23 protein-coding genes are annotated in these 25,636 nt (G+C 46.5%); 16 read left to right on the plus strand and 7 right to left on the minus strand.

What is annotated here, in order from left to right; all coding sequences use genetic code 11:
- Nucleotides 1-45 precede the first annotated feature (45 nt).
- Nucleotides 46-1,068: a hypothetical protein gene (locus IC230_RS18040; protein WP_191040432.1), complete on the minus strand. Its 1,023-nt coding sequence runs from the start codon at nt 1,066-1,068 to the stop codon at nt 46-48.
- A 252-nt stretch (nt 1,069-1,320) separates the two neighbouring features.
- On the opposite strand from IC230_RS18040, the gene IC230_RS18045 reads away from it, so the two are divergent.
- From IC230_RS18045 to IC230_RS18065, 5 genes are all read left to right on the plus strand, one after another.
- A complete protein-coding gene (locus tag IC230_RS18045; RefSeq protein WP_191040433.1) occupies nt 1,321-2,580 on the plus strand; it encodes an anthranilate phosphoribosyltransferase in 1,260 nt (419 codons plus the stop codon).
- 162 nt (nt 2,581-2,742) lie between these two features.
- Nucleotides 2,743-3,933 (plus strand): L-2-hydroxyglutarate oxidase, encoded by a 1,191-nt coding sequence (gene lhgO / locus IC230_RS18050; RefSeq protein ID WP_191040434.1) that lies wholly within the window; start codon nt 2,743-2,745, stop codon nt 3,931-3,933.
- Between the two features lie 76 nt (nt 3,934-4,009).
- On the plus strand, nt 4,010-4,516 hold the full coding sequence (locus tag IC230_RS18055) for a Dps family protein (protein WP_191040435.1): 507 nt from the start codon (nt 4,010-4,012) through the stop codon (nt 4,514-4,516).
- Nucleotides 4,517-4,605: 89 nt separating this feature from the next.
- On the plus strand, nt 4,606-5,058 hold the full coding sequence (locus IC230_RS18060; protein ID WP_191040436.1) for an NUDIX domain-containing protein: 453 nt from the start codon (nt 4,606-4,608) through the stop codon (nt 5,056-5,058).
- 21 nt (nt 5,059-5,079) lie between these two features.
- Nucleotides 5,080-5,526, plus strand: coding sequence for a DUF1572 family protein (locus IC230_RS18065; RefSeq protein WP_191040437.1), 447 nt, complete (start codon nt 5,080-5,082; stop codon nt 5,524-5,526).
- Nucleotides 5,527-5,637: 111 nt separating this feature from the next.
- On the opposite strand, the gene IC230_RS18070 is transcribed toward IC230_RS18065, so the two are convergent.
- Complete coding sequence (locus IC230_RS18070) at nt 5,638-6,669, minus strand: PorP/SprF family type IX secretion system membrane protein (protein ID WP_191040438.1); 1,032 nt, start codon at nt 6,667-6,669, stop codon at nt 5,638-5,640.
- A gap of 232 nt (nt 6,670-6,901) precedes the next feature.
- Here IC230_RS18070 and IC230_RS18075 point away from each other — a divergent pair, with 232 nt between their 5' ends.
- A complete protein-coding gene (locus tag IC230_RS18075) occupies nt 6,902-10,555 on the plus strand; it encodes a PKD domain-containing protein (protein ID WP_223860700.1) in 3,654 nt (1,217 codons plus the stop codon).
- A gap of 101 nt (nt 10,556-10,656) precedes the next feature.
- Nucleotides 10,657-11,685: a Holliday junction branch migration DNA helicase RuvB gene (ruvB, locus tag IC230_RS18080; protein WP_191040439.1), complete on the plus strand. Its 1,029-nt coding sequence runs from the start codon at nt 10,657-10,659 to the stop codon at nt 11,683-11,685.
- An 83-nt stretch (nt 11,686-11,768) separates the two neighbouring features.
- Here the strand turns inward: ruvB and IC230_RS18085 are convergent, their stop codons facing one another.
- Nucleotides 11,769-12,059, minus strand: coding sequence for an ArsR/SmtB family transcription factor (locus tag IC230_RS18085; RefSeq protein WP_394355494.1), 291 nt, complete (start codon nt 12,057-12,059; stop codon nt 11,769-11,771).
- Between the two features lie 508 nt (nt 12,060-12,567).
- On the minus strand, nt 12,568-13,239 hold the full coding sequence (locus IC230_RS18090; RefSeq protein ID WP_191040441.1) for a TVP38/TMEM64 family protein: 672 nt from the start codon (nt 13,237-13,239) through the stop codon (nt 12,568-12,570).
- Between the two features lie 129 nt (nt 13,240-13,368).
- Between IC230_RS18090 and IC230_RS18095 the strand changes: the two genes are divergently transcribed.
- Complete coding sequence (locus IC230_RS18095; protein ID WP_191040442.1) at nt 13,369-14,508, plus strand: cystathionine gamma-synthase; 1,140 nt, start codon at nt 13,369-13,371, stop codon at nt 14,506-14,508.
- 102 nt (nt 14,509-14,610) lie between these two features.
- Here the strand turns inward: IC230_RS18095 and IC230_RS18100 are convergent, their stop codons facing one another.
- The gene (locus tag IC230_RS18100; RefSeq protein ID WP_191040443.1) at nt 14,611-16,983 is read right to left on the minus strand and encodes a TonB-dependent receptor; all 2,373 of its coding nucleotides are present in this window, start codon (nt 16,981-16,983) and stop codon (nt 14,611-14,613) included.
- A 234-nt stretch (nt 16,984-17,217) separates the two neighbouring features.
- On the opposite strand from IC230_RS18100, the gene IC230_RS18105 reads away from it, so the two are divergent.
- From IC230_RS18105 to serS, 7 genes are all read left to right on the plus strand, one after another.
- Nucleotides 17,218-17,460, plus strand: a complete 243-nt coding sequence (locus IC230_RS18105; protein ID WP_191040444.1) for a DUF4926 domain-containing protein — start codon at nt 17,218-17,220, stop codon at nt 17,458-17,460.
- A gap of 67 nt (nt 17,461-17,527) precedes the next feature.
- Nucleotides 17,528-18,223: a tetratricopeptide repeat protein gene (locus IC230_RS18110; RefSeq protein WP_191040445.1), complete on the plus strand. Its 696-nt coding sequence runs from the start codon at nt 17,528-17,530 to the stop codon at nt 18,221-18,223.
- 122 nt (nt 18,224-18,345) lie between these two features.
- Nucleotides 18,346-18,846 carry a 6,7-dimethyl-8-ribityllumazine synthase gene (gene ribH, locus IC230_RS18115; RefSeq protein ID WP_191040446.1) on the plus strand — a complete coding sequence of 167 codons (501 nt, stop codon included), beginning with the start codon at nt 18,346-18,348 and terminating at the stop codon, nt 18,844-18,846.
- Between the two features lie 59 nt (nt 18,847-18,905).
- Nucleotides 18,906-20,231, plus strand: a complete 1,326-nt coding sequence (locus tag IC230_RS18120) for an aspartate kinase (RefSeq protein ID WP_191040447.1) — start codon at nt 18,906-18,908, stop codon at nt 20,229-20,231.
- A 60-nt stretch (nt 20,232-20,291) separates the two neighbouring features.
- A complete protein-coding gene (locus IC230_RS18125) occupies nt 20,292-20,600 on the plus strand; it encodes a nucleotidyltransferase domain-containing protein (RefSeq protein WP_191040448.1) in 309 nt (102 codons plus the stop codon).
- Nucleotides 20,597-20,989, plus strand: coding sequence for a HEPN domain-containing protein (locus IC230_RS18130; protein ID WP_191040449.1), 393 nt, complete (start codon nt 20,597-20,599; stop codon nt 20,987-20,989). Before IC230_RS18125 ends, IC230_RS18130 begins: the two co-directional genes overlap by 4 nt.
- The gene (gene serS, locus IC230_RS18135; RefSeq protein WP_191040450.1) at nt 20,989-22,260 is read left to right on the plus strand and encodes a serine--tRNA ligase; all 1,272 of its coding nucleotides are present in this window, start codon (nt 20,989-20,991) and stop codon (nt 22,258-22,260) included. Before IC230_RS18130 ends, serS begins: the two co-directional genes overlap by 1 nt.
- On the opposite strand, the gene IC230_RS18140 is transcribed toward serS, so the two are convergent.
- A complete protein-coding gene (locus IC230_RS18140) occupies nt 22,257-22,532 on the minus strand; it encodes a hypothetical protein (RefSeq protein ID WP_191040451.1) in 276 nt (91 codons plus the stop codon). The two genes, serS and IC230_RS18140, sit on opposite strands and share 4 nt — an antisense overlap.
- A gap of 78 nt (nt 22,533-22,610) precedes the next feature.
- Nucleotides 22,611-23,888, minus strand: a complete 1,278-nt coding sequence (locus IC230_RS18145; protein WP_191040452.1) for a DUF349 domain-containing protein — start codon at nt 23,886-23,888, stop codon at nt 22,611-22,613.
- A 74-nt stretch (nt 23,889-23,962) separates the two neighbouring features.
- Here IC230_RS18145 and ettA point away from each other — a divergent pair, with 74 nt between their 5' ends.
- Entirely contained in the window at nt 23,963-25,630 is a 1,668-nt protein-coding gene (ettA, locus tag IC230_RS18150; protein ID WP_191040453.1) for an energy-dependent translational throttle protein EttA, read from the plus strand.
- Nucleotides 25,631-25,636: the final 6 nt, after the last annotated feature.

A 25,636-nucleotide genomic window follows, 5' to 3' on the forward strand; every position in this document is an offset into this window, starting at 1 on the left:
ATTGACGGATAACGCTTATTTCGGTAGAAATTGATGCTATTTATTTCAGTTTAATGTTTTCTGCTCGTTCAGAGCCTGTATGAAAGCAGTTCGATCATCGACAAAAAATGAAAGCTGCCGAACGGTTTTCTGTATACCATATGGTCCCTCAACACAAACCGGCTCATGGAGCGTAAGCAATACGTTCGGTGTCGCCAGAAAAGCACCGTTTAGTCGATCCGCTTGTTTGGATGGTTTGTCGTGTATAGGCACAACATCGGCAATCGATGAATGGGAAATCCGGGCTCGCCAGCGAATACCTAATCGTATGTGTAGATAATTTTTTGTCAAATAGGAAGGACGCTTGACGGTTGCCATAATGTCTGCCACAAAAAACAGCAGTCCATAACCACTTAGCGCTGTCACCCAAAAAGCAACTGTAGGATTCCAGCGGCTCAATACTACGTGAAGAACCACACCTTCGACCAGTCCCACTATCAATACTCCCGCCGTTAACGCAACCTGCCCCGACTGACGATACGTCGTTACAGCCCTTGCTTCGACGGGTAGATCAGACTGAAGTCGCCAACCCACTAATACGTAATACAGCGTAAGTCCTTCGCCGATTATGACGTCGGCAGCCCGCTTGCTAACTACTGCAGCCAGGCTGTCTCTCAAAGCCGTTTGTCTATCAGTTTCTTTCCATAAGAATTGATACTTTTTCGTAATCGTGCGAATACGCAGCACAACCAGGATTAGTACTGCTCCTTCGGCTAAGACCAGTAATGCAGGCCAGATTTTGTCTGATGAGAACGCAGTTTTGGGTAAGATAAATAAGGCAATACGCAGCATCAACAGAGCTACTACAACTAAGCGACTATTCGCTAGACGTAGTGGCCGGGCTACAAGCCAATAGAATAAAGCTGTCGTTACGAAAACCAGATCGAACAATACAGCCACTGATAAGCCCACCGGATGGCGGCTAAATGCCGGCGTATGCGTAACAAACACTTCTGTGCTGATCAGCAAAACCGCGATCAGTATGAAGATTGCCATTCGGGACGTAGCGAACAGGCGAAGAAACGTCATCGACTTGTCAGTTAAAAAAAGATTAACTTCTGACTAGCAGTAGTATTTTTCTAAAAGTAGATGTTTTTGACTAGGCAGAAAAGGTAAAAATCTCAGTAATAGATGGAAATGTTGGATAGTATCGTGATGCGTCATAATTGAGCAAAGAAAAGCCTTATTATCTGCGATTTACATCCGCTTTTTGCTCCGATCATCTGGCTTTTTTGTTTACTTTTACTTAACCCCCTATGTTCAGCTAAATCAATTGTTTCTATGGTTCTGGATACTCCCGCTACCGAAACGCCACTTGGTCGAGGCATTAAGCATATTGGAATTGGCAAATACGGTAGCAAGCCCCTCACGCCCGAACTACTCGCTGAGTGTCGGGCCGCTCTGGCTGATCCGGCCAGCCATCCGTTGCAGGTTGGAGCTTTCCTAGGGGCTTTGTTAGCGAAAGGGCCAACACCCGAAGAGCAAACCTTAGAAGATGTTATCGGTAAAGGAGCTTTCTCGCACCCGACGTTTTTTATCAATAAAGTATGTCCTGATTTGCCAGGTCGTTTGTTGCCTATTGCGACAAAACTGGTACGTGGTGCTAATCTACAAGTGAGTGAAGCCGAGCAACTGGGCGACTATCTGTATGGGGAAGAAGATTGTGAAACCTTCCGGGGGCTAGCCGCCAGTATTATGCGGGTCCGGCATGAGACCAATGAAGAATACCAGGGATTGATGCGAGCTGCCGAGCGGACCTTCTCGCCGGGTTTCGGACCAATTAGTTGTGCTGACCGCCCGCTAATCCAGCTAGCAGAACCGTTTGATGGGGTTGAGAATAACTACCTGATTACGCCTTTACTGGCAAAATTTTTTCAAAAGCGTGGGTATGGTGCGATATCGCTGGTTGGCCGATCGGGAGGCCCGAAGTTTACGCTGAATGCACTCGATCTATGCATGCATCTCGGCTGCCAGTTTCTGCAAAGTAATCATGAACTCGATACGCCACTCGATACGTATGGTTGGGTGCTCGATCAGAAAGCACTATCGCCCGCGCTCAATCGCTGGGTAGATCGTCGGCACGTGATTATCAAACGTCCGTTTCTGGCTACGCTCGAAAAAGTACTAAACCCGTGCCATGCCCAGATTCTTGTTACGTCGGTGTTTCACATAACGTATCAGATGAAAATGGCTGAACTGGCACTACTGGCTGGTTTCGATGGCGTTATTGTGTTAAAACGGGGTATGGAAGGTAGCCTGGCCCCATCAACAAGCCGAGCGTGTGGCGTTTTGTGCGCTGTCCGTACACCCCGCGGCCATTTGTTCTTTCAACATTTTGAGGGCGACGCCCCTGCTTTTTCCGCTTTTCGGACGGAAACCGAAACCGAATATGAACAACCCCAGGCTGCGGACAATGCCCGCATCGTACGACAGTTTATGAACGACGGCCATTCATCCGACGCTGCGTTTGATAACCGCGTTCGTTTCGCACATGCACTCTATGGTCGTGGTTTGGACTGGATCGAAAGCCAATTGCGGTAAAGACTTTAACCTGTAGCATCATACCATACGTACAGTTGCTCAAATTCAGCACGATAAATGAGAGGACGTAGCGAGGTATCGTTACGTCCTTTTTTAACGTACGCGCTGTACCTTTGTGGCTAACATGCCCGACAGCAATTGTTGTTGAGTACATTGGCAACTATGATAGACGTAGTGATTATTGGCGGAGGCATTGTGGGGTTAGCCACTGCTTTGCAATTGAAACAGCAACGGCCTGGTCTAAATATAATTCTAGTTGAGAAAGAACCCTTTGTAGCGCGTCATCAAACGGGCCACAACAGTGGGGTTATTCACTCCGGATTGTATTATAAACCGGGTAGTCTGAAAGCGACGAATTGCATACGTGGTTATCAGATGCTCATTGACTTCTGCGACGCCGAAGATATTCCGTATGATCTCTGCGGTAAAATTGTTGTCGCGACCAAGCAGGAAGAACTCCCTCAGTTAGAAACACTTTACCAACGGGGTCAACAAAATGGGCTGAGCGGTTTGAAAAAACTGACGTTGGCCGAAATGCGTGAAATTGAGCCGCACGTCAATGGCGTAGCCGGGATGTTCGTGCCTCAAACAGGAATTGTTGATTATAAGCAGGTTTCTGAAAAATATGCGGAGAAATTTCAGGCGTTAGGGGGCGAAATTCACTTAAATGAGCGCGTTGAGCAGATAACGCCCGGCACGAGTCTGAGCATTGTCGTTACGAACAAAGGCCGTTATGAAACCAAACTTGTCGTTAACTGCGCCGGATTGTATTCTGATAAAATTGCTCAACTGACCCAACCTGTCGACGTACGAATTGTACCCTTCCGAGGAGAGTATTACAAGATCAGGCCACATAAGGAATACCTGGTCAAAAATCTGATCTATCCCGTACCAGATCCTAACTTTCCGTTCCTGGGCGTTCATTTTACGCGTATGGTTCATGGGGGAGTAGAGGCTGGGCCGAATGCAGTGCTGGCTTTCCAGCGCGAAGGCTACAAAAAATCAGACATTAACCTGAAAGAATTATTCGAGACGCTGGCCTGGCCCGGCTTTCAGAAAGTAGCCGCCAAATACTGGGAAACGGGTTTTGGCGAGATGTATCGCTCATTCTCGAAATCAGCGTTTACGAAAGCGTTACAGGAATTAATTCCCGACGTACAGGAAGATGACTTAGAAGACGGTGGTGCAGGTGTCCGGGCACAGGCCTGCGATCGCACAGGCGGCTTGCTCGATGATTTCGCCATTCTGGAAACTGACAAAGCCATCAATGTCGTCAACGCACCTTCACCCGCTGCTACGTCGTCGTTGTCGATTGGAAAAACCGTTTCTGAAAAAGTTCTGACGCGTTTTTAAGGGAATCTTAACAAACAATAGTCGCGAAACAAGGTTTGTTCTGTAGTTGAATACAAGTCATAAAACAGCATTAACCATGAAAGCGATTAATCAAATTGACGTGTTAGATACGCCCAACGATCTGGAAGAAAAAGGCCGGGAAAAAGTGGCTGAGTCTCTGAATCGACTTGTTGCGGATGCTTTCGCGTTATATATCAAAACCAAAAATTATCACTGGCACATGTCCGGTCGTCACTTCCGCGACTATCATTTGCTGTTAGATGAACAAGCTGAGCAGATTTTTGCCACAATCGATCCGCTAGCAGAGCGGGTTCGGAAAGTTGGAGGTAACACCATCCGATCGGTTGCTCATATTGCGCAATTGCAACGGGTAAAAGATAACGATGAAGATTTCGTATCGCCTTTAGATATGCTGAAGGACCTAGAAACCGAAAACAGGAAAATGGCGAAGAATATGCGGGATGCGCACAAAGTTTGTGACGACGCTGAGGACGTAGCATCTGCCAGTTTGCTTGAAGTTTACATTGATGAAACCGAACGACGTACCTGGTTCCTGTTCGAAACCTCAAGGGATCTGAATTGATAAAACCTTGTAAGTCTACTCTTTTTACCGCGGTCATCTTTTCCAGCAATACGTTGGGAAAGATGACCGCTCTTTTATAAGTTGCCCGTATGAAAGTTCGTCCCTCCGCTCTTATCTGGCGTCATCAGGCTGATCAACCTGAAATTTTACTAATGCGCTACTGTTATGGCGGGCAGGATGTGTTTGCCCTACCTGGCGGTAATCCTGACCGGAGTGAAACGCTTCCCGAAACAATTGTGCGCGAAATCAGAGAAGAATTAGACGTTTCGGTAGATGTTGGCGCAATGATTCTGGCGGGTGAAATGCTTCTTACACAACGTAACGACGACGTCTTACACGTAGTGTTTGCCGCACACAATCTACAAGGTGAGCCAACGCTGAATCCGACCGAAACAACTGCTCTTGACGTAGTATGGAAAACTACAGACGAGTTAAATCAATTGAATCTGTACCCAAATGTTGGGAAGAAAATTCAGGAGTGGTTTGACAGTGCCGTGGATTTGGGCTACGTCGGCCGGATTGAGCAACAGTATTTTGGCTAAGTCTTTAATCAGGCCTTAACGATGCTTGTACAAACTTTAAAATCACTATTTCGCCGGGACCTTGAGCGACTGAAACAGGAGATCTGTTCCTATAAAGACGAAACTAAAATTTGGTACGTAGAAAAAAACATTGCCAATTCTGCCGGAAACCTATGTCTGCATTTAGTCGGAAATTTGAATACGTATATCGGCGCCGAATTTGGTAAGACCGAATATATCCGACATCGGGAACTTGAGTTTTCGCTGAAGAACATTCCCGCAACTGAACTATTGATAAAAATTAATGAGACAATTACCGTTGTGGAGAAGGCACTAGATAACGTAACGGACGACCAATTGCATCAGGAGTATCCGATTCTGGTATTTACCGAGAAGACCTCAACAGAATACTTTTTGGTTCATCTCGCTACGCATTTGACGTATCACTTGGGTCAGGTCAACTACCATCGGCGGTTGTTGGACACGTAACGTCAATTACCTTTATCAGTCTGCTCTATTAATACCCAAAAATGATCAACGCCCCACAGTTTGCTTACGTTAAGCAAACTGTGGGGCGTTGATTTCAGAAATAGCCTTTTGCTAGAACTTGGGACAGGGTAATTTTTTGTCGCGTCGGCGAACGCCCGGCCGGCGACCTTCGGGTTTATCAAAAATATAGGATAGTGATAATTCGTGGGACCCACCACTATTACCCAGTGTAGAGATCGTTACGTCGTAGCTATAGCCAATGGAAAATTTCTCCATCCGCCAGCCAACCAGGGCTGCCAGCGCATCATGATTGTTCAGTGTCTGATCGTATTTCTTAAAAGGAATACCACGGTAATAAGCACCAATCGTTAGCGGAGAATAAGTTAAATAAGCGCCTAAATCCAATTGGTCGTATTTTCCCTGATGCTTGTACATAACGACGGGCGAAATACTGATCTCACGATCCTGCTCATCAGCCAGTCCGGTAAAACCACCCAGCGGAATCCGAAGACCTGCCTGAATACTGGTTTTCATCGGCAATCGATCCGTACCGATCGCATAAAAAGCCTGATCGGGTCGATTCATGTGATGTACGGATGCGCCAAGCCAAAACCAGTCCGAATAGAACAAACCTCCCGTCGAAAAATCGAGGTATTTATTTTTGGGTGAGCCGGCCAGCAAAGCGGGATCAGCCGAGACGCTACCGGTAATAAAACCCCGATCCGTAAATTGATCACCGGTTGTCAGTCCGAAATAGTTAACGTTCCGGTTCACGTAGGATCCTTGCAAACCTAAACGAATAAAGGAGCTTTCACTCACCTGAAATTGGTAGGAGTATTGCAACCCTATGTCCGTTGATTGAATCCTACCTTGACCCTGGTTATCGTTCTGAATCAGTAAACCAACGCCACTATTATATTTTTCAATAAAATGATCGAAGGCAACCATTGTTGTTACGTAATTCGTAATAGATGGCCATTGATTACGGTAGTTAGCGGTAATACGTGGAGCCAGGGCCGAACCCGCAAAAGCAGGATTTAAGTAAAGCGGAGCGGCATAAAACTGAGTGAACTGAGGGTCCTGCGCAAAGGCCATTCGGCTCATTACCAAGGTTAAAACCGTCAGGACGTATTTTTTAATCATAGAAGTAAAATCGAGACAAAAACAGAGTCAACTTCTTAGTTGCAACGTTGTTAATACAAACGAAGTATTTAGGACCAGAACAACCGATAAAAATAGCTGTATTTAAGGTGCTTCCGAGCTTATCAGACAATAAAATTTTAACGAGTCACCGTCGTTTATACTAACGTAATGCCCCCGCTCTTGTTATGCTGAGGAAAGAATTTGCGAGGGTGGCTTTATTCAGCGTCTATTCATGGTCATTTCTAATAAGTATATTCGTGTAATTGGCGTCTGGGCCATGCTGTTCCTGCTGGCAGGCCTGACTACGGCCTGGGCGCAGGGATTTAAAATCAGTGGGAAAGCCTGCGTACCCGATCAGGAGTGTAAAGCTGACTCCATTACGTTTACCGACAGTACGTTAACAGGACTGGTTAATCGGGTCTGGAATTTTGGCGATGGAAGCCCCACCGTCAATAAGCAAAATGATCCTATAGCCAAGCACGTTTACCAAATGGCGGGTACCTATAGCGTTACGCTGACAAGAACGGTTAATGGAACGCCGTCTACGTTTACTCGAAACATTACGATCAATAACCGACCCCAGCCTTTTTCCAATTGGCGGACAGATACGACGATCTGTAAAGGCGAAACCATTACGTTGGACCCATATGCGGGTGGCGCTCAGTCTGGCTATCGGTATTTGTGGTATCCCAAAGGCGATACAACACAAACATTAAAGGTAGACAGCTCAGGCTGCTACTCGGTCGAAGCAATAAGCCCTAATGGTTGCTCCTATCAGGATCGGATCAATGTCGATGTTTGTGGTGAACAGAAAGAGTCTCAAGGTGTGAAGTGGTATTTTGGGCAGAATGCGGGCCTGGACTTTAGCGGAGGAGGAACGCCGAAACCCATCACCGACGGCAAACTGAGCACCATTGAGGGGTCGTCGTCCATTGCCGATACAAAAGGAAAGCTTCTTTTTTACTCCGACGGAATTTCAATCTACGATAAAGACGGGAAGATCATGAAATCGCTCGTGCCGGGCGATACGAATGCCGTACAGATACCACTAGGCGGTAATAAGAATTCAACGCAGTCAGCTCTAATTGTCCCTAAACCAACCTGCCGAGGCTGCGAATACCTGTATTACGTATACACTACGTCGGAAATCCGGGGCAAAAAGACCCTGACATACAGCGTTGTCGATATGCGGCAGAATGGCGGTAAGGGAGCAGTCGTTGAGAAAAACATTCCCTTAACAGAGAAAAGCACCGAACAGTCGGCAGCGGTTGAAAACAAGCGGGATTCCACGTATTGGGTTATCACCCGTATCTATGGCACAAATCAGTTTCAGGTTCGCCATTTAACCCGTGCCGAAGGTTCCGATCCAATAACGTATACAGGTGGACAGGTAATTGATTCGCTGGCTAATGCTGAAGGCTACATCAAAATTGGTCCAGCCGATACAACAGGCGGCAACGAAGGGAATCGTCCAATGGCCGTTGTTATTCCAGGTCCACCCAAAAACTCCGTCGATCTCTACACCTTTAATGACTCAACGGGTGTCTTGACGTTTAATCGAACGCTAGATCTGGGCCCTGCCCCCCCAAAAGCGTACGGGGTCGAGTTCTCGCCTGATGGGAAAAGTCTGTATGCGACCATGCTGGCCGATACAAATTCGGATGGTAGCCAGAAAGGAGCTTCGTACATCGTCAAATACGATCTGTCGCAGAAGGATACGTTGCTTACGCAGTCACGAACGGTAGTCGACAGTAGCACAACCAGGCAATATGGGTCCATTCAGATTGGACCGGATGGACGGCTTTACGTGGCGGTTAAAGGCAGTACGTCGCTCGCAACAATTGAAAACCCGAATGGTGGTTTGCTGGATAGCCTGATCTTTAATCCAATCGGACAGCCTTTGGGTGGTAAGAACAGCCAGTTAGGTTTACCAAACCTGGTCGCCAACTTCAATGATCAGTCCAGCGGGCCGGGTATTACGTATGCCGATACGTGTGTGAATGCGCCAACTGTATTCCAGATAAGTCCGAACTGTCCTAAATTAAAAGAGGCTTACACGCTGGATTTTGGGGATGGCAGCCGCCCCACATCAACGACGGCTACGAACCCAATCACACACGCTTATGCAAAGCCTGGACAGTACTTTATCAGTTTGCGGATCGTAACCCGGACCAGTGCGGGTGGTATCTGTAAAGACACATTAATTAAAGACACACTGAATATTCTGGAATTACCGCCCGATATAAATCTGGGCGCCGATACATCCATCTGTAATAAGCGCGGCATTACACTTGACCTGAAAGTACAGGCTAAGCTATACGTGTGGCTGGTGAACGGCGCGGTTGTCAGCAGGCAAAAAACCATAAAGCTTGAACGACCCGGTTTTTATCGGGTGATTGGCCTAGCTGCCAATGGCGAATGTTTCAAGAGTGACACCATTGAAGTACAGATCAGGCCGGTTCCTTCGCTCGATCTTGGGCCTGATACGGTTTTCTGTTACCGAAGCTCGGTTAAGTTAACGGTGCCACAACAAACCTGGAACCAGTTTCAGTGGAGCAATGGCGGTACGGAGCGATCGACTGATGTATCAACGGCTGGCACTTACTATGTTACGGCGAAGAACTTTGCTGGCTGCGAGAATTCTGATACGATCAAAGTTAGTGAACTGCCCAAACTACGAGTAGCGGCTGCGCTGACAGGCCCCCGAGCCTGTACGTCTGCTGACGGATCGATTGTATTAACCCCAACGCCGGTAGGAAAGTATGTCTATGACTGGACCCGCACAGAGGGCGGTGCTTTGACCGGTACTGGTAGCCAGCAAACTGGCCTGACAGAAGGTGGGTATAAAGTCAGCGTAACCGATACGGTGCATACGTGTAAGGCAGATACGGGCTTTACATTGAAATCGCCGGAAAATCAGTTAAAACTGACGGCCCTGGTTAAAGACGCCTTGTGTGGTACGCCCAATAGTGGCACAATTAGTCTGTCGGTTACGGGCGGGACACCGCAGAGTTATGCCTGGCTGGATCAGAACAATAATCTTATTACTGCGACACCTATCTTCGGTCAGGCGGCACCGGGGAAATATAACGTGCAGATCATTGATACAAGAGGCTGCAAAGCTAGCCTGGATAGCATACAGGTTGGGCTGGATAGTACCGGTTTTGCCCGACTGGTTCCGGATACTCTTAAATGTGCTGGTATTGGCATCGTATTAGCTCCTCTTTCGGGCGATGTTCCCGGCAATACGTATCAGTGGAGCACGGGCGTGTCTACACCAACTCTTACAGTAACGCAGCCTGGGTCCTATAGTCTTGTTGTTCGAAACACAATTACGGGTTGTGTCGGGCGTAGTCGCACGCAGGTAGGCGATCGGCCTGCTCCTCAATTTTCGCTGACCAGTCCGGTTTCACTCTGCGAAGGCGATCAGGGAAAAACCCAGGTAACAGCGAGTGGGGCTACGGGATTGAAATTCCTGTGGCTTAACCGGAGCGACACAACGAATGCGATAATTGTTGACCGGGCAGGTAATTACCAGGTTCAGGTCACAAATCCATTGGGTTGTACGGCCGTTGGTGTAGCTCAGGTCCTAAATCTATGCGAACCGCGGGTAAACGTACCGGATGCATTTTCTCCCAATAGCGACCGGATAAACGACGTCCTTCAAGTCTTCACGGCTTACGTTACCGACTACGAATTCAGGGTATATAATCGCTGGGGCGAAGTGATTTTTGTTAGTAACAATCCAGAGCAGAAGTGGGACGGGACTTATAAGGGTGTAGCCTATCCGTCTATGCTTTATCCCTACATTGTTACGTATAAAAGTGAGTCGTTTCCAGAGCGCGCACGGGTTGTAAAACGAGGGACAGTTATGGTCGTTCGATAGCAAATTTCTGCGTTTTTTTTCGTAAATTTGAAGTAAACGATCTTGCCTGAATGACTTGAAAAACAGGCTATTCAGGCCAGTGATACGCACTAATCAAAACCATGCGAAACGACTTTTTGAAAGGCTCGAATGAGGGCATGACCGCTACGGACAAAGAGATCGAACGGGCGCTTCGGCCACTCTCGTTCGAAGATTTTACAGGGCAGGCTAAAGTTCTCGAAAACCTCAACGTATTTGTGCGAGCTGCTATGCTACGTGGCGAAGCACTTGACCATGTACTGCTTCACGGACCTCCGGGTTTAGGTAAAACTACTCTGTCGCATATTATTTCGAATGAATTAAATGCGAGTATTAAAATGACCTCTGGCCCTGTGCTTGATAAGCCCAGCGATCTGGCCGGTCTACTCACCAATTTACAGCCTAATGATGTCTTATTTATTGATGAGATTCACCGGCTTAATCCCATTGTTGAAGAGTATCTTTATTCAGCAATGGAAGATTATAAGATTGATATTATGCTCGACTCCGGGCCGAATGCCCGTACCGTACAGATCAAGCTAAATCCCTTTACGCTCATTGGCGCTACGACTCGGGCGGGTATGTTAACATCTCCCCTGCGGGCGCGATTCGGGATCAGTTGCCGACTGGAGTATTACGATGCCAAGCTGTTAACCAGCATCGTACAGCGGTCAGCGGCAATCCTGGGAACACCTATTGACGAAACGGGTGCTTATGAAATTGCTCGCCGGAGCCGGGGGACACCACGTATTGCTAACAATCTACTACGTCGAACCCGCGATTTCGCGCAGGTAAAAGGGAACGGATACATTAATGTAGACATTGCTGAAATGGCTTTAAGTGCCCTTGACGTCGATCAGAACGGTCTGGACGATATGGACAACCGGATTCTGATGACGATCATCGATAAATTCAAAGGCGGTCCCGTTGGCCTTACAACCATCGCAACAGCCTGTGGTGAAGAAGCTGAAACTATTGAGGAAGTTTATGAGCCTTTCCTAATTCAGGAGGGTTTTTTAAAGCGAACCTCACGGGGTCGCGAAGCTACGGAAAGGGCTTATCTACATCTTGGTATTATTCCCAATTACCGTACTGGTGATCTATTTGGATAAATAGTTTGGTAGCTATAAACAAAGAGCCGTAAGAAGACAAGTTTAGTTGTTCTTCTTACGGCTCTTTGTTTATGGGTGACTTATCAAACCATAGCTTTACTTCTGTAGATACATTCGATGACATCAGCCACGGCTGTATCTACCAGAAAATAATAAATATTCTTGCCGCTACGTCGGATATCCAAGATGCCTTTGTCACGCATGTTGATCAAATGGTGTGAGATAAGCGACTGTTCAGCGTTCAGGTCTTTGTAAATAGCTGAAACGTTCAATTCTTTGTTCTCATTCAGCATTTGAATTATTTTAATCCGTAACGGGTGAGCTACTGCTTTAAGAACATAAGCGGCCTTATCAATTTTTTTTTCGTCATTCATAGTGTTAATGGTTGCCATAAGAAGATTTCTATCGATCCCCGATTGTTGAAATTAGATACAGAAGCTTTTACAGATAAATAACAACATGCTGAATATGAGGTCAAACTTATTTTATAGCAATTTTCCCGCTTTACCTTGGCATGAGATTAAATTTATAAGAAAGGCATTTACCAATAAGTAAGTAACTAACGTGCGTATTTACACGAATGTTTGTAGACAGAATGAATTTAAACCCAAATATCAATATAGGATTAAACTCACATGCAGTCGTAACTTACTATTTTAATCGGATGTTTAAATATATTACTAATTACTATAAAATTTATTTCAGACTAGGTATAATTCCTCAAAATATACTGTCAAAAAGACGAGCTTTCAGGAAACGTTGTGAAAATTATTACGGTATTCCCTATCTATAAGTAGTGAAATTAGGCTTAGATCAAATTATGATCTTATGCTAAAATAAGCATAAATAGTTGATTATCAGCAATTAACTAAAGACTACAGGTTACTTTAGCGACTTTTGGATGACATGCCACAAGCCAACAATGGAAACAATCACCAAACCAATGATAATAATTTGCGTCCACGAGCTTTGGTTAGGGCTTTCCAGAAGCGTTTTGATTTCATGAGCCTCATGACCAGACCAAATTGCCAGGATCGTTCGGGGGGTCATACCTAAAAAACCACCCAGCAAAATATTTTTAAGTTTGGCACCCGATAGCGCAAACATAAGGTTCGTCAGGCCAAAGGGTAGAACTGGAGAAAGTTTAGCGTAAAAGATGACTTCTAATTCATTCGTTAAAATACGATCAAGCACAGACTGAGCTTTCGGATTTCGCCGAATGAAGGCACGAAAACGTTCGTGATCAAGCCATCGAACCAGTAAATTTATAAAAAGAATTCCGCCCAGATTAATAACGAAAAGCGGCAGAACGGCCTGCCAACCCAGAAAGTAGCCAAAGATTAGCGCCAACATCGTCGGCGGGGTTAACCCCGCCGATGTTATTGTGCAAATGAGCGTGATACCAGTCCATTGCCATGCCGAAAATCCAGCAATAACTGTTTCGTAGACAATAGCGTAGTACGTTAATAAGGACGTAAATACAATAGGCGTTGCAGAGAGTACTATACCCGCAATCGCTGGTCCGGTAATATATTTGAGAACGGCGGTCTTCACGTCTACCAAACGGCCAAACAGCGGTTGTGGTTTTAGGTAACCTAAACTTTAGCCGACGTAGCAAAATGTCTTTCTTTACTTTACGCTGACACAACCTAAATCTCCAGTCTACTTTCGCTACTTTTGACTATGAAATTCGGAACGAAAGCCATACATGCCGGGATTGAACCCGACCCAACGACAGGCGCCATTATGACGCCTATTTACCAGACTTCAACTTACGTGCAGGAGTCGCCAGGGAAGCACAAGGGCTATGAGTATGCCCGTACGCAGAACCCAACGCGAACCGTTCTACAAAATAATCTGGCCGCACTCGAAAACGGCAAACATGGTATTTGTTATTCATCGGGTTTAGGGGCGACAGATGCTATTTTGAAGCTGTTCAAACCCGGGGACGAAATTATCGCCAGCAACGATCTTTACGGCGGTACGTACCGAATTATGGTACGTGTGTTTCAGGAATTCGGCCTGCATTTTAAGTTTGTTGACTTATCGAATCCTGCGAATCTCGAACCCGTGATTACGTCTGCCACGAAGATGGTTTGGATTGAAACCCCAACCAACCCTTTGCTACGTCTGGTGGACATTACGGCCATTGCTGCCATTACAAAATCACGCGGCATTCAACTCGTTGTTGATAATACGTTCGCATCACCTTACCTGCAAAATCCACTCGATTTAGGAGCCGATATCGTCATGCATTCGGTAACGAAATACCTCGGCGGGCATTCCGATACGGTAATGGGCGCTATTGTTCTGAATGACGACGAAACGGCTCAGCGACTGGCTTTTATTCAAAATGCCTGCGGAGCCGTACCGGGTCCGCAAGATTGTTTTCTGGTGTTACGTGGGATTAAAACATTACATATCCGAATGCAGCGACACTGTGAGAACGCGATGAAAGTGGCTCAGTATTTACAACAGCATCCCAAAGTTGGCCAGGTTTATTATCCCGGTTTAGAATCGCACGCAGGCCACGAATTAGCCAAAAAACAGATGCGTGGTTTTGGCGGCATGGTATCGTTTGAACTGAAAGGTGATTCGATGCCCGAGGCCGTTAAGGTGATGGAAAGCTTCGAGGTGTTTTCGCTCGGCGAATCACTGGGCGGGGTTGAGTCGCTCTGCACCCATCCAGCCAGTATGACTCACGCCAGTATTCCGAAGGAAGAACGTCAACGGAACGGACTGAAGGACACGCTTATTCGACTTAGCGTTGGTATTGAAGACATAGAAGATCTAATCCAGGATTTACAACAAGCGATTGGTTAGTACAAAAAGCACTCCCACGCACGAAACCACTGGCCTTTCGTACGTGGGAGTGACAAATTCAATCCTGCGGCATTACTACCACCAATGAATCTTTTCAGTGGGTTAGAATCGAATTCTTATACCGGCCAGAAAATTACGTCCCGCCTGTGGATAGTAGCCGTTATCAGCCCTAACCTGACCATCTAAAACGTAGGCATACGTATAACCATTCGACTCATACAGTTCATTCAATACGTTGTTGAGAAGCAACGTAAAGGCGATTTCCTGTGCAAACTTCGGTTTCACGCTGTAAATCAGGCGAATGTCATTCGTGAAATACGAATTCAGCTTACGGTCTTCGTTCGATGTGTTGTCTAAATATTGCTTGCCAACGTATTTCGAGAGCAAACCCAACTCAAGACCTTTTATCGGCGTAAGTAACAACTGTGACCCAGCGATTACATTGGGTGAGAAGGAAATATCCGTTTGGCTGTACTGCCGGGTTTCCTGTGGATTATCGCCATTGTCTAAATACTCCGTGAAATTTTTCACCTTATTCTGGCTGAACGTAGCGTTCGCGTTCCAACGGAGCTGCTTCGCCAGGCGAATACCTAATTCCAGCTCCAGCCCGGCGCGGTAACTCGTCGGTACGTTCACCCGGTTAGCCGCCCCAACATCATTCAGTTGCCCGGACAGTACTAACTGATTTCGGTAATTCATGTAATACGCATTGACTGTAACCGCCATCTTTTCCGTCTGTACTTTGTAGCCTGCTTCATAATCAACCAGTTTTTCCGATTTGGGGCGACTATCGGGCGATGATTGTGTATAATCGTCGCGATTGGGTTCGCGCTGGCCTACTCCCACCGACGCATAAGCCGTACTACGATCATTGATCGTGTAGGTTATTCCTGCTTTCGGATTGAAAAACGTCAGCTGGACATCCTGCTGGACATTTTGCAGCTGGCTATTAAAGCCCAGGAACGAGTAATCAATCCGTCGGATTTGTGCGTCCACAAAGGCATTCAACTTTGGCGTAAACTGATAAAATGCTTTTGCATAGAAATTCGCATCACGCTTTGTAGCCTTATCGTTGTAGTAACGATCCCGGATATTCGTATTTCCGGCGATACGTGCCCAGATAATTTCACCGTAGTGTTCCCCTTCGTACTGGTTCCAGCCACCGCCAATGTTTGCCGTTAGCTTTCCGAAACTGGTATAATCCAGTGAAAAGACGCTGCCATAGAAATTATTATCTAACCACCGACGTCGAATAATATCGGTTCGACTAATGGTAGAATCGCCAATCACTACGTTGGGCAAACCATACCGGCTAAGTCGATCGTTTGGCCGATATTGTTCGTAATATCCTCTGCCTTTCGTATAAAACGCCGATACGTTCAGTCGCCAGTTCCGGCTTAGCTCATGGGACGTAATGAGCTGATAATTATCCTGCTGATAATTATCCGTCTCATTATCATACGTGTAAACGTTATACGTCCGGTTCGTTTTCAATAGGTTCTCCGGTACTCCTCCCCACGACTGATACGTCTGCTCCTGACCAGAAAAAACGTTTAGCCGGAAAAAACTTTTTTTCGTGTAATAGCCCCCCGAAACATAAAATGACCGAAGGTCCGAGAAAGCCCGATCGACATACCCATCAGAATAAATTTTCGATAGCCGGGCATCCAGAACAAAATGATTATTCAGTAAGCCCGTTCCGACCAGTACGTTCACTTTTCGCGTTCCGAACGATCCGGCAGATAGGTTTGCCTCAGCATAGGGCTTTTCTTCCAGCTTATTCGTCTGAATATTTACGGATGCCCCAAATGCACCCGCGCCATTCGTCGACGTACCGACGCCCCGCTGAATCTGAACCGTACTAACTGACGAAGCAAAATCAGGCATATTTACAAAAAACGTTCCCTGCGATTCAGCATCGTTATACGGAATTCCGTTGAGCGTTACGTTGACCCGCGTGGCATCAGATCCTCGGATACGAATACCGGTATATCCCACGCCAGCACCCGCATCCGATGTCGTAACGATGGAGGGCGTAAAATTGAGCAGTTGCGGAATATCCTGCCCCAGATTCAGTTTATTCAAATCCCGGCGCGTTACGTCGGTGTAGGCAATAGCTGATTTTTGATTGGCCCGTGTTGCGCTCACAACAACTTCGTCGACCGCAATGGCCGCTTTTTGCAACGTAACGGTAATCGTTGCGTTCTGATTTAGATCGAGCGTTTGAGTTTGTGGATCATAGCCAAGCAGCGAAATACGCAAGGATGCAGCACCTGGCCTCACATTCGTGAGTTGAAATGCTCCATTCGCATCGGTAAACGTACCTTTATACGTCCCTTCTATTACGATAGCTGCTCCGGGTAACGTACCGCCATCAGCATCGTTGACGGTTCCGGTAATAGTCATCTGCGCCCAGGCAGAAACGACAGATAGCCAAGCTATCAAAGTAAGAAGATAGGTCGTCGGTTTTTTCATGACGAAAAAGCATGACGATAGGCAAAGGGGCCAAACCTACCTTTGGTTAAATGATAAATATGATAAGAATTCCAGTTCCCTTCGTAGCATTACCTGCGCAGGTTCAATGGGTATAATCTCAGCCCGTTGTTTTAGGGCACCCCTTATTTAAGATTAGCGGGCCAAAGTTAATTTAATTTTAACAAAACAAGACCTTGTATCAAGCGTTTCTTTTAGTAACCACTATAGTCACGTATGAGCGAATTTGATTTAGTTGTGCTGCAGGAAGATGTGACTAACGGGCGTCTGAAAGCAGGCGATGTCGGTACGATTTTAACGGTCTACAATGAAGGAAAAGCCTTCGAAGTTGAGTTTGTCACGTTGACCGGCGAAGTGATAGCTGTTGAAACGTTATTACCTCGCCAGATTCGTCCGGTACGGGCGTCTGAAGTTATGACGGTGCGAGATACCTGCCTGCAGGAAGAAAATGATTCGTAAACTTTTGAGGCTTACGCTTTTCCACTATGGTAAATATTCCTAATTTTGCAGTCCAAATTGCAAAAGCATGAGTAAGAAGAACACCGGAATGGAGTTTTTGGAAGACCCGGACGCACTGGCCGGTCAATTTGAGCGGGCTGAAGATTTTTTCGACCAGTATCGTAACATCGTCTTTGGCGTACTGGGAGGTATCGTTCTGTTAATTGTTGGTTTCGTTGGCTATCGGTATTACGTAGGTAGCCAGGATGAAACGGCCCAGGCTGAAATGTTTCCAGCCGTTTATAAACTTGAAGCTGATTCGCTCAAGAAAGCGCTGAATGGCGACGGTAAAAGCGCCGGGCTCCTGTCCGTTGCTGATAATTACGGATCAACGCCCGCTGGTAACCTGGCGGAGTTCTATGCCGGTGCCGGTTTATTGAAAGACGGTAAATACGACGAAGCGATTGAGCGCCTGAAGAGTTTTAGCTCGTCGGACCTGTTGGTGCAGGCTCGTGCCTATGCGCTTATCGGTGATGCGTATATGGAAAAGAAGAGCTTCGACGAAGCAACGGATTATTACCAAAAAGCGGCTGATTATAAGCCCAATAAATTCTTTACGCCCGGTTATCTGTTGAAATTAGCTATTGCTCAGGAGCAAGCTAAACAGAACGATAAGGCCGTAGAGACATATACGAACATTATTGAAAAATACGGACAATCCGCTGAAGCTGTCAATGCGAAGAAGTATAAATCCATGCTTGAAGCCATGGTCGGTGAGTCATAAGCGTATTTAACACAATACCACTAAGGACAAAACCGACCAAGTTTTGTCCTTTTTTTATGACCACTTTAACAGTCCAGAGTAGTACCTGACAATCTTACACATCCGTTAAATCCCGATTTAGCATGGCCAGTGCCGAAAAAAGCCTAAGTGTCTTTTCAACAGACGAATTACCAGATGTCAGCTATCGACGATTCGCAATTCTCGTTTCAGAATGGAATACCGACGTAACGGAAGCCCTCTTTAACGGGGCTTACCAAACCTTACTCCAGCACGGCGCTAAGGCTGAACATATTATCCGGGGTAACGTACCAGGTAGCTATGAATTAAGTCTGGGGGCACAATGGTTTGCCCAACGAGATGATATTGACGCCGTGATTGCCCTTGGCTGCGTTATTCAGGGTGAAACCAAACATAATGATTATATCAACCATGCGGTGGCTCAAGGCTTGACCAACGTTGGTCTTAAAACCGGCAAGCCAGTCATTTTTGGCGTTTTAACGCCAAACGACCAGCAGCAGGCGATTGACCGGGCAGGTGGTAAACACGGTAACAAGGGTGACGAAGCCGCTATCACAGCCATCAAAATGCTCGGATTACAACAACAGGTTTATACTAAATTCTAATTTTGACTGGGTGAATTTTCTGCTGTGCCATTCACTCAGTCAGTCATTCAACATTAACCATGCACGTCTGGAAATTTGGCGGTACGTCGGTTGGTAAGCCCGAGCGTATGAAGTCCATCCGTAATCTGATTACTGAAGACGATACTCGTAAAATTGTCGTCTTGTCGGCCTTGTCCGGCTCTACAAATGCCTTGTTAGCGATCGGTGAATCGCTTAAAGCCAACGATGATGCCGATGCAAATGAAAAAATCGACACGCTCAAAGTACACTATGATGCTTTTATTGCCGATCTCTACAAAACGGTAGCAGGTAAAGCAGCCGGCCAGAAAATCATTGATAACGAGTTTTCATTTATTCGTTCCTTGGTGGGCATCAAGCCTTTTACGCTGAAGCAGGAAAAAGAATTAGTAGCCGAAGGCGAATTGCTGAGTACGCAGATTTTTCAAGCGTATCTGGAAGAAGAAGGTGTAACAGCTACGTTACTACCGGCGCTGGAATTCATGCGGATCGACGCCGATAATGAGCCTGAAATTCCATTTACGGAACAAAAGCTGGCCGAAATACTGCCGCAACATGAGAATAAGCAGATTATTGTAACGCAGGGCTTTATTTGCCGGAATCCACGTGGCGAAGTCGATAATCTTAAGCGGGGCGGCTCCGATTATACAGCCTCATTGATTGGTGGAGCCATTCGCGCCGAGGAAATCCAGATCTGGACCGATATTGACGGTATGCACAATAATGACCCGCGTATCGTAAAAAATACGTTTCCCGTACGTGAATTAACGTTTGACGAAGCCGCAGAACTAGCCTATTTCGGAGCGAAGATTCTACATCCCTCGACGATTACGCCCGCCCGGATGTTTGGTGTTCCGGTACGGCTGAAAAATACGATGGAGCCCAGCGCGCCCGGTACGCTTATCGCGGATCGCACCTCAAGCGAAGTATTTAAAGCGATCGCGGCTAAAGATGGCATCACCGCTTTGTACATTCACTCGACGCGTATGCTGAATGCCTACGGTTTCCTACGTCGAATTTTCGAGATTTTCGAGAAGTACAAAACGCCGGTCGATATGATCACGACGTCGGAAGTGTCGGTGTCGGTAACGATTGACAATACGGACCGGATTCAGGAAATTTCGGACGAGTTGAGCACGTTCTGTACACTGGAAGAGCCAGACTTTGATCAAACGATTATTTGCATCGTCGGCAATTTCAGCGCTGACAACGAAGGCGTAGCGGTCCGTGTTTTCAACGCGATGAAAAACATCCCTATTCGGATGGTTTCTTACGGAGGCACTGAAAGTAACCTATCGTTACTGGTTCATGGTAAGTACAAAGCCGACGCGCTGAATGCCTTAAACGACGGATTATTTTCGGCGTAATTTTGCGACTAGACTTATACGGTTTTTGACACTTTATAGGTCTCTTACAGATCAGTTACTATGACCGACGAACTATTCTTACAGGAAGTTAAGCGGTATGTCCACGAAATCGACCCGCAGGCCGAAGTATGGCTCTTTGGATCGCGGGCACGGGGCGACGCACGTGATGACTCGGATTGGGATTTTTTGGTGCTGACAGAGCAGTCTGTTAATAGGGTCTTTAAATACAAAGTGTGGGACCATCTAAATGATTTAGAACTACTTGCAGAACGGGTTATGAGTACTCGTGTACAGAATAAAACGGACTGGGAAGATGTTGAGGTCACTGATTTGTATCAGAACATCAAGGATGACGGCAGGCGATTATGAAAAAGAGCAAAGAAGAAACACTGACATTTAGACTAAATAAGTCAGATGCGGTGTTGAACGAAGCCAAATCGCTTATTAACAATAAACAGTGGGAAGGCGCCGTGAATAGACTTTATTATAGCGCTTTCCACGCAGTATCAGCCTTAATGTTACACCGGAACATTCGAATTAAAGCTCATGCAGGCGCAAAGGCAATGTTCGAATTGCATGTAATAAAATCTGGAGAAGTTGACGCAAAATGGTCAAAATTTTATACTAGACTTTTTGAGAACCGTAACGACAGTGATTATGAAGACTTCGCCATCTTCACCGAAGAAGATGTATTACCTCTAGTACCACAAACTCAAGAATTTATTGACGTTATCAAGCGTCTTATCAATACAAACTAATGCTTCAACTACCCTTCATTCGCGATAATAAAGAGACTGTGTTAGCAGGCCTTCGTAAGCGGCATTTTCCGAATGCCGACGCTACCGTTGAGCAGGTACTTGCGCTCGATCAGCAACGGCGCGATACTCAACGCGAACTTGACGATATACTGGCTCAATCAAATGCTAAAGCAGGTCAGATTGGTGCTCTGATGAAAGCGGGCGATAAAACGGCCGCTGAAGCCGCTAAAGTAGAGACCGCGAGTTTGAAAGCCCGCTCAAAAGATCTTGCCGATACGTTACGTCAGCTCGAAGCCGATCAACAATCAGTTCTGGTAACATTACCCAACATACCCCACACTAGCGTTCCTGAAGGACGTAGTGCTGAAGATAATGAAGTGGTGCTGGAACACGGGGAGAAACCAACCCTTCACGCGGGTGCTCAACCTCACTGGGAATTGATCAAGAAGTATGATATAATCGATTTTGAGCTGGGCGTCAAAATTTCGGGAGCTGGCTTTCCAGTATACAAAGGGAAAGGTGCTCGGATTCAGCGGGCAATGATCAATTTCTTTCTTGATGAGGCTCTGAAAGCGGGGTATATCGAAGTGCAGCCACCGATTGTCGTGAATGAGGATTCTGGTTTCGGAACAGGACAATTGCCAGATAAAGAGGGGCAGATGTACTACGTTACGGAAGATAAACTCTATCTGATTCCTACGGCGGAAGTACCCATCACGAATATCTACCGTGACGTTATTTTGCCCGAGAACCAACTCCCCGTCAAAAATGTGGGCTATACACCCTGTTTTCGGCGCGAAGCGGGCTCATGGGGAGCACATGTGCGGGGGCTAAATCGCCTACATCAGTTCGACAAAGTTGAAATTGTTCGCATCGAGAAGCCCGGGAATTCATATGCAGCTTTGGAAGAAATGAGTCAGCATGTACAGGGACTGCTACAAAAGCTGGAGCTACCCTATCGCGTACTACGTCTTTCTGGAGGTGACATGGGCTTTACGTCAGCGCTGACCTATGACATGGAAGTCTGGTCAGCGGCTCAACAACGTTGGTTGGAAGTTAGCTCGGTCTCAAACTTTGAAACGTATCAGGCTAATCGACTTAGACTACGCTCGAAAGTTGAGGGCAAAATGCAGCTACTGCATACGCTAAACGGTTCTGCCCTGGCGCTACCACGTATCCTGGCCTCAATTTTGGAAAATAACCAGACATCAGCGGGCATTCGGATTCCGAGTGTACTGGTGCCATACTGTGGCTTTGATACAATCAGTTAACAATCACAGGAATAATTACCGTAGCCAGGGTATTTAGGAGACAACCTGCCCGAAATACTCACTACACGATCGAGCGGGATAACATCACCGGTAGCTAGTTCAAGTTGCTCAAATTCTCCTTCTTGAAGAAGTTGCTTGATCGTTACGTCGGTTTTGATAAACTCGTTCAAATCGGTCAGATATTCGATTCGGACGAATTTCCCTGGAATAATAGCCGATCGGAAGGCGGTATCGGATACAAAAAAGTCGGGTTGATTCAAGTTCGTTTCCATATACAGATAACAATTCAGGAGTACGAAACGTGCTACAAACGAAGATGCCTCGAGTTAATCCCGAGGCATCTTCGTTTATTAGTATCCAACCGTTTCCAGTTGTTTTTGCAATTCACGCAGGATCGTTTCCTTCATCGCAATCTTACGCTTCTGTGTATTGATTTTGTTCAGAATCTGCTTGTCAGCGTCGTTATTTGGGTCGAGGCCATCAGCGTCCTGCAAGGCAAATTGAAGGTCATTTTTCTCTCGTTTGACAAGATATTCCATTTCCCGAATCTTCGTCCGAATCTGCTCCGGCTGGCTTTTCAGCTCAAACGCCGGGTATTTACGCGTCAGTACCCGTCCGAGGTAACTCAGTTCAAAAATCTTGTCGCAGGCCGCCCGAAAACGTTCGTTAACTACTTTGTCCTGCAACTTAAACGGAACTCGAATCTCTTTCCAGCTATTAAGTAACACTTTGGCCCGCTCAGCAGCTGCGAAAATGTCTGATTGTTTCGCAAGTCGTTCAACTTCATCGGCCATTTTCATTTGAGCCTCCACACGTGGATCGATCTTCGGCACGATAACAATACCTTTAGCATCATTATATTTAGTGTAGAACATCGTAGTCGCCTTCTTAAACTGCTTATACAGCTTCCCACTTTTCTTGATCGGAACTTCGCCAACTGCCTTCCAGGCATTGTTAAGCTTCCGAACTTCCTGAAAAGCAGCATCCAGATCACCAAGGCGATTAGCCCGGAAAGCTAGTCGGATCAATTCATCATATTTATCCAGTCGCTCCTGGATAACCTTGTTCTGTTCGTTGAAGAACTCACGACGACGTTGGAAAAAGCCATCCAGCAACGCTTGAAATCGGTCTTCGATTTCTGCATCAGTTGCCTTGTCTACCGGTCCCGTCTTGATCCATTTCGTTTTAATTTCCTGTAAAGCATCGGCTGTTGTACGCCAATCGGTACTGTCAATGATCGCTTCTGCTTCGGCAATCAATGCCCGTTTGATGTCAAGATTTTTGAGCTGGTTGACACTAATTAACTCGGTCAATCGCTTTTCCTGTACGTCCAGGCGATCGAGCAAGGGCGGAAAATCGCCCAACGCGTCAAATCCGATCAGCTTTTTACGGAGCTGAACCAATTTTGTCAGATACGAGCCTTTATTCTGAGCTTCTTCAATGTCATCTTCTAACTGACTGACTTTGTGCTCAGCAATAATGAAGCGATTCTTAAAATAGTCGAGCGCTTCCTGCTCGGTACGTTTTACTTCGCCAATCTGGCGATCTTCATAATTCAGGTAGCCTTTTAAAAATACCTTTCCGTCTTTGACGTAACCGTATTCATCTACCAGTGAAGCGTTTTCCATTCCTATTCTTGGTTAAGGCTGCGCTGTGGGTTAATTTTGAGGACTGTTGCCAACCACAAATCTATCAGAAATTAATGAGTCAGGAAACCATAATTTTCTCCATGGCCGGCGTGAGTAAAAATATTCCGCCTAACCGACAAATCCTAAAGAACATCTACCTTTCCTTTTTTTACGGTGCTAAAATTGGGGTTTTAGGCTTAAACGGTTCCGGTAAGTCTACCCTACTACGAATCATTGCCGGTATCGACAAGAGCTATACGGGTGAAGTCGTATTCTCGCCTGGTTACTCTGTCGGGATGCTTGAACAAGAACCGAAGTTCGAACCCGGCAAAACGGTTCGCGAAGTTGTCGAAGAAGGGGTTCAGGAAGTTGTCAATCTGTTAAAGGAGTTCGATGAAATTAACGAAGCATTTGGCGATCCTGATGCCGATTTCGACAAATTAATTGAGCGACAGGGTGAGGTGCAGGAAAAACTGGACCATTACAACGCCTGGGAACTCGACCAGAAACTCGAACGGGCGATGGATGCGCTACGTTGCCCACCCTCCGAAGCGCTGATCGATACCCTGTCCGGGGGAGAAAAACGCCGGGTGGCGCTCTGCCGGTTATTACTTCAACAACCGGACGTACTGCTGTTGGATGAACCAACGAACCACCTCGATGCAGAATCGGTACTTTGGCTGGAAGAACACTTACGGCAATATAGCGGGACAGTTATCGCTGTTACGCACGATCGTTATTTCCTGGATAACGTAGCAGGCTGGATTCTCGAACTTGACCGGGGCGAGGGTATTCCCTGGAAAGGCAATTATTCGTCTTGGCTAGATCAGAAACAACAGCGTCTGGCCAAAGAAGAAAAGAGCGAATCGAAACGACAAAAAACGCTTCAGCGCGAGTTGGAATGGGTACGCATGGCACCTAAAGCCAGACAGGCCAAATCCAAAGCCCGCTTGGGCGCTTATGAGCGGCTCCTGGACGAAGACAATCGCCAAAAAGAAGAACGGCTCGAAATTTTTATTCCTTCCGGACCTCGATTGGGGGCTAAAGTTATTGAAGCAGAAGACGTAGCGAAAGCCTTCGGGGATCGACTGTTGTTCGAGCATTTGGGATTCCGGCTGCCGCAGGGCGGTATTGTGGGCATCATCGGGCCGAACGGTGCTGGTAAAACGACTCTTTTCAAGCTCATTACGGGTCGCGATAAACCCGATGCCGGTACGTTCGACGTGGGCGAAACAGTGAAAGTGGCTTACGTTGATCAGGAACACGATGGCTTGGACCCAAACAAAACCGTATACGAGACTATTTCGGGTGGTAATGAATGGATTATGATGGGCGGCAAGCAAAGCAATGCCCGCGCTTATGTGAGCCGGTTTAACTTTGCTGGTGCCGATCAGGAAAAGAAAATAAGTACGCTATCAGGTGGCGAACGTAACCGCGTTCATCTAGCCATGACGCTCAAGGAAGGCGCGAATCTTTTATTGCTGGATGAGCCTACCAACGATCTCGATGTCAACACGTTACGTGCTCTGGAAGAAGGTCTGGAAAACTTTGCCGGTTGTGCTGTAGTTATCAGCCACGATCGCTGGTTCCTGGACCGTATTGCTACGCACATTCTGGCGTTCGAAGGCGATTCGCAGGTTTACTGGTTCGAAGGCAATTTTTCGGAATACGAAGAAAATCGCCGGAAACGATTAGGTTCAGACGCTACACCGACCCGCATCAAATACAAAAAGTTAGCCTAGCAAAAA

The organism is Spirosoma validum (genome assembly GCF_014699035.1).
Classification (GTDB): Bacteria; Bacteroidota; Bacteroidia; order Cytophagales; family Spirosomataceae; genus Spirosoma; species Spirosoma validum.

Excerpts from the sequence above, each read along its gene's own strand:
- lhgO (WP_191040434.1), top strand. The coding sequence starts at position 2,743 with ATGATAGACGTAGTGATTATTGGCGGAGGCATTGTGGGGTTAGCCACT.
- IC230_RS18140 (WP_191040451.1), bottom strand. The coding sequence starts at position 22,532 with ATGGAAACGAACTTGAATCAACCCGACTTTTTTGTATCCGATACCGCC.
- IC230_RS18075 (WP_223860700.1), top strand. The coding sequence starts at position 6,902 with ATGGTCATTTCTAATAAGTATATTCGTGTAATTGGCGTCTGGGCCATG.
- IC230_RS18100 (WP_191040443.1), bottom strand. The coding sequence starts at position 16,983 with ATGAAAAAACCGACGACCTATCTTCTTACTTTGATAGCTTGGCTATCT.
- IC230_RS18040 (WP_191040432.1), bottom strand. The coding sequence starts at position 1,068 with ATGACGTTTCTTCGCCTGTTCGCTACGTCCCGAATGGCAATCTTCATA.
- ettA (WP_191040453.1), top strand. The coding sequence starts at position 23,963 with ATGAGTCAGGAAACCATAATTTTCTCCATGGCCGGCGTGAGTAAAAAT.
- IC230_RS18105 (WP_191040444.1), top strand. The coding sequence starts at position 17,218 with ATGAGCGAATTTGATTTAGTTGTGCTGCAGGAAGATGTGACTAACGGG.
- IC230_RS18055 (WP_191040435.1), top strand. The coding sequence starts at position 4,010 with ATGAAAGCGATTAATCAAATTGACGTGTTAGATACGCCCAACGATCTG.
- serS (WP_191040450.1), top strand. The coding sequence starts at position 20,989 with ATGCTTCAACTACCCTTCATTCGCGATAATAAAGAGACTGTGTTAGCA.
- IC230_RS18085 (WP_394355494.1), bottom strand. The coding sequence starts at position 12,059 with ATGAATGACGAAAAAAAAATTGATAAGGCCGCTTATGTTCTTAAAGCA.
- ruvB (WP_191040439.1), top strand. The coding sequence starts at position 10,657 with ATGCGAAACGACTTTTTGAAAGGCTCGAATGAGGGCATGACCGCTACG.
- IC230_RS18125 (WP_191040448.1), top strand. The coding sequence starts at position 20,292 with ATGACCGACGAACTATTCTTACAGGAAGTTAAGCGGTATGTCCACGAA.
- IC230_RS18070 (WP_191040438.1), bottom strand. The coding sequence starts at position 6,669 with ATGATTAAAAAATACGTCCTGACGGTTTTAACCTTGGTAATGAGCCGA.
- IC230_RS18110 (WP_191040445.1), top strand. The coding sequence starts at position 17,528 with ATGAGTAAGAAGAACACCGGAATGGAGTTTTTGGAAGACCCGGACGCA.
- ribH (WP_191040446.1), top strand. The coding sequence starts at position 18,346 with ATGGCCAGTGCCGAAAAAAGCCTAAGTGTCTTTTCAACAGACGAATTA.
- IC230_RS18120 (WP_191040447.1), top strand. The coding sequence starts at position 18,906 with ATGCACGTCTGGAAATTTGGCGGTACGTCGGTTGGTAAGCCCGAGCGT.
- IC230_RS18065 (WP_191040437.1), top strand. The coding sequence starts at position 5,080 with ATGCTTGTACAAACTTTAAAATCACTATTTCGCCGGGACCTTGAGCGA.
- IC230_RS18130 (WP_191040449.1), top strand. The coding sequence starts at position 20,597 with ATGAAAAAGAGCAAAGAAGAAACACTGACATTTAGACTAAATAAGTCA.
- IC230_RS18045 (WP_191040433.1), top strand. The coding sequence starts at position 1,321 with ATGGTTCTGGATACTCCCGCTACCGAAACGCCACTTGGTCGAGGCATT.
- IC230_RS18095 (WP_191040442.1), top strand. The coding sequence starts at position 13,369 with ATGAAATTCGGAACGAAAGCCATACATGCCGGGATTGAACCCGACCCA.
- IC230_RS18060 (WP_191040436.1), top strand. The coding sequence starts at position 4,606 with ATGAAAGTTCGTCCCTCCGCTCTTATCTGGCGTCATCAGGCTGATCAA.
- IC230_RS18145 (WP_191040452.1), bottom strand. The coding sequence starts at position 23,888 with ATGGAAAACGCTTCACTGGTAGATGAATACGGTTACGTCAAAGACGGA.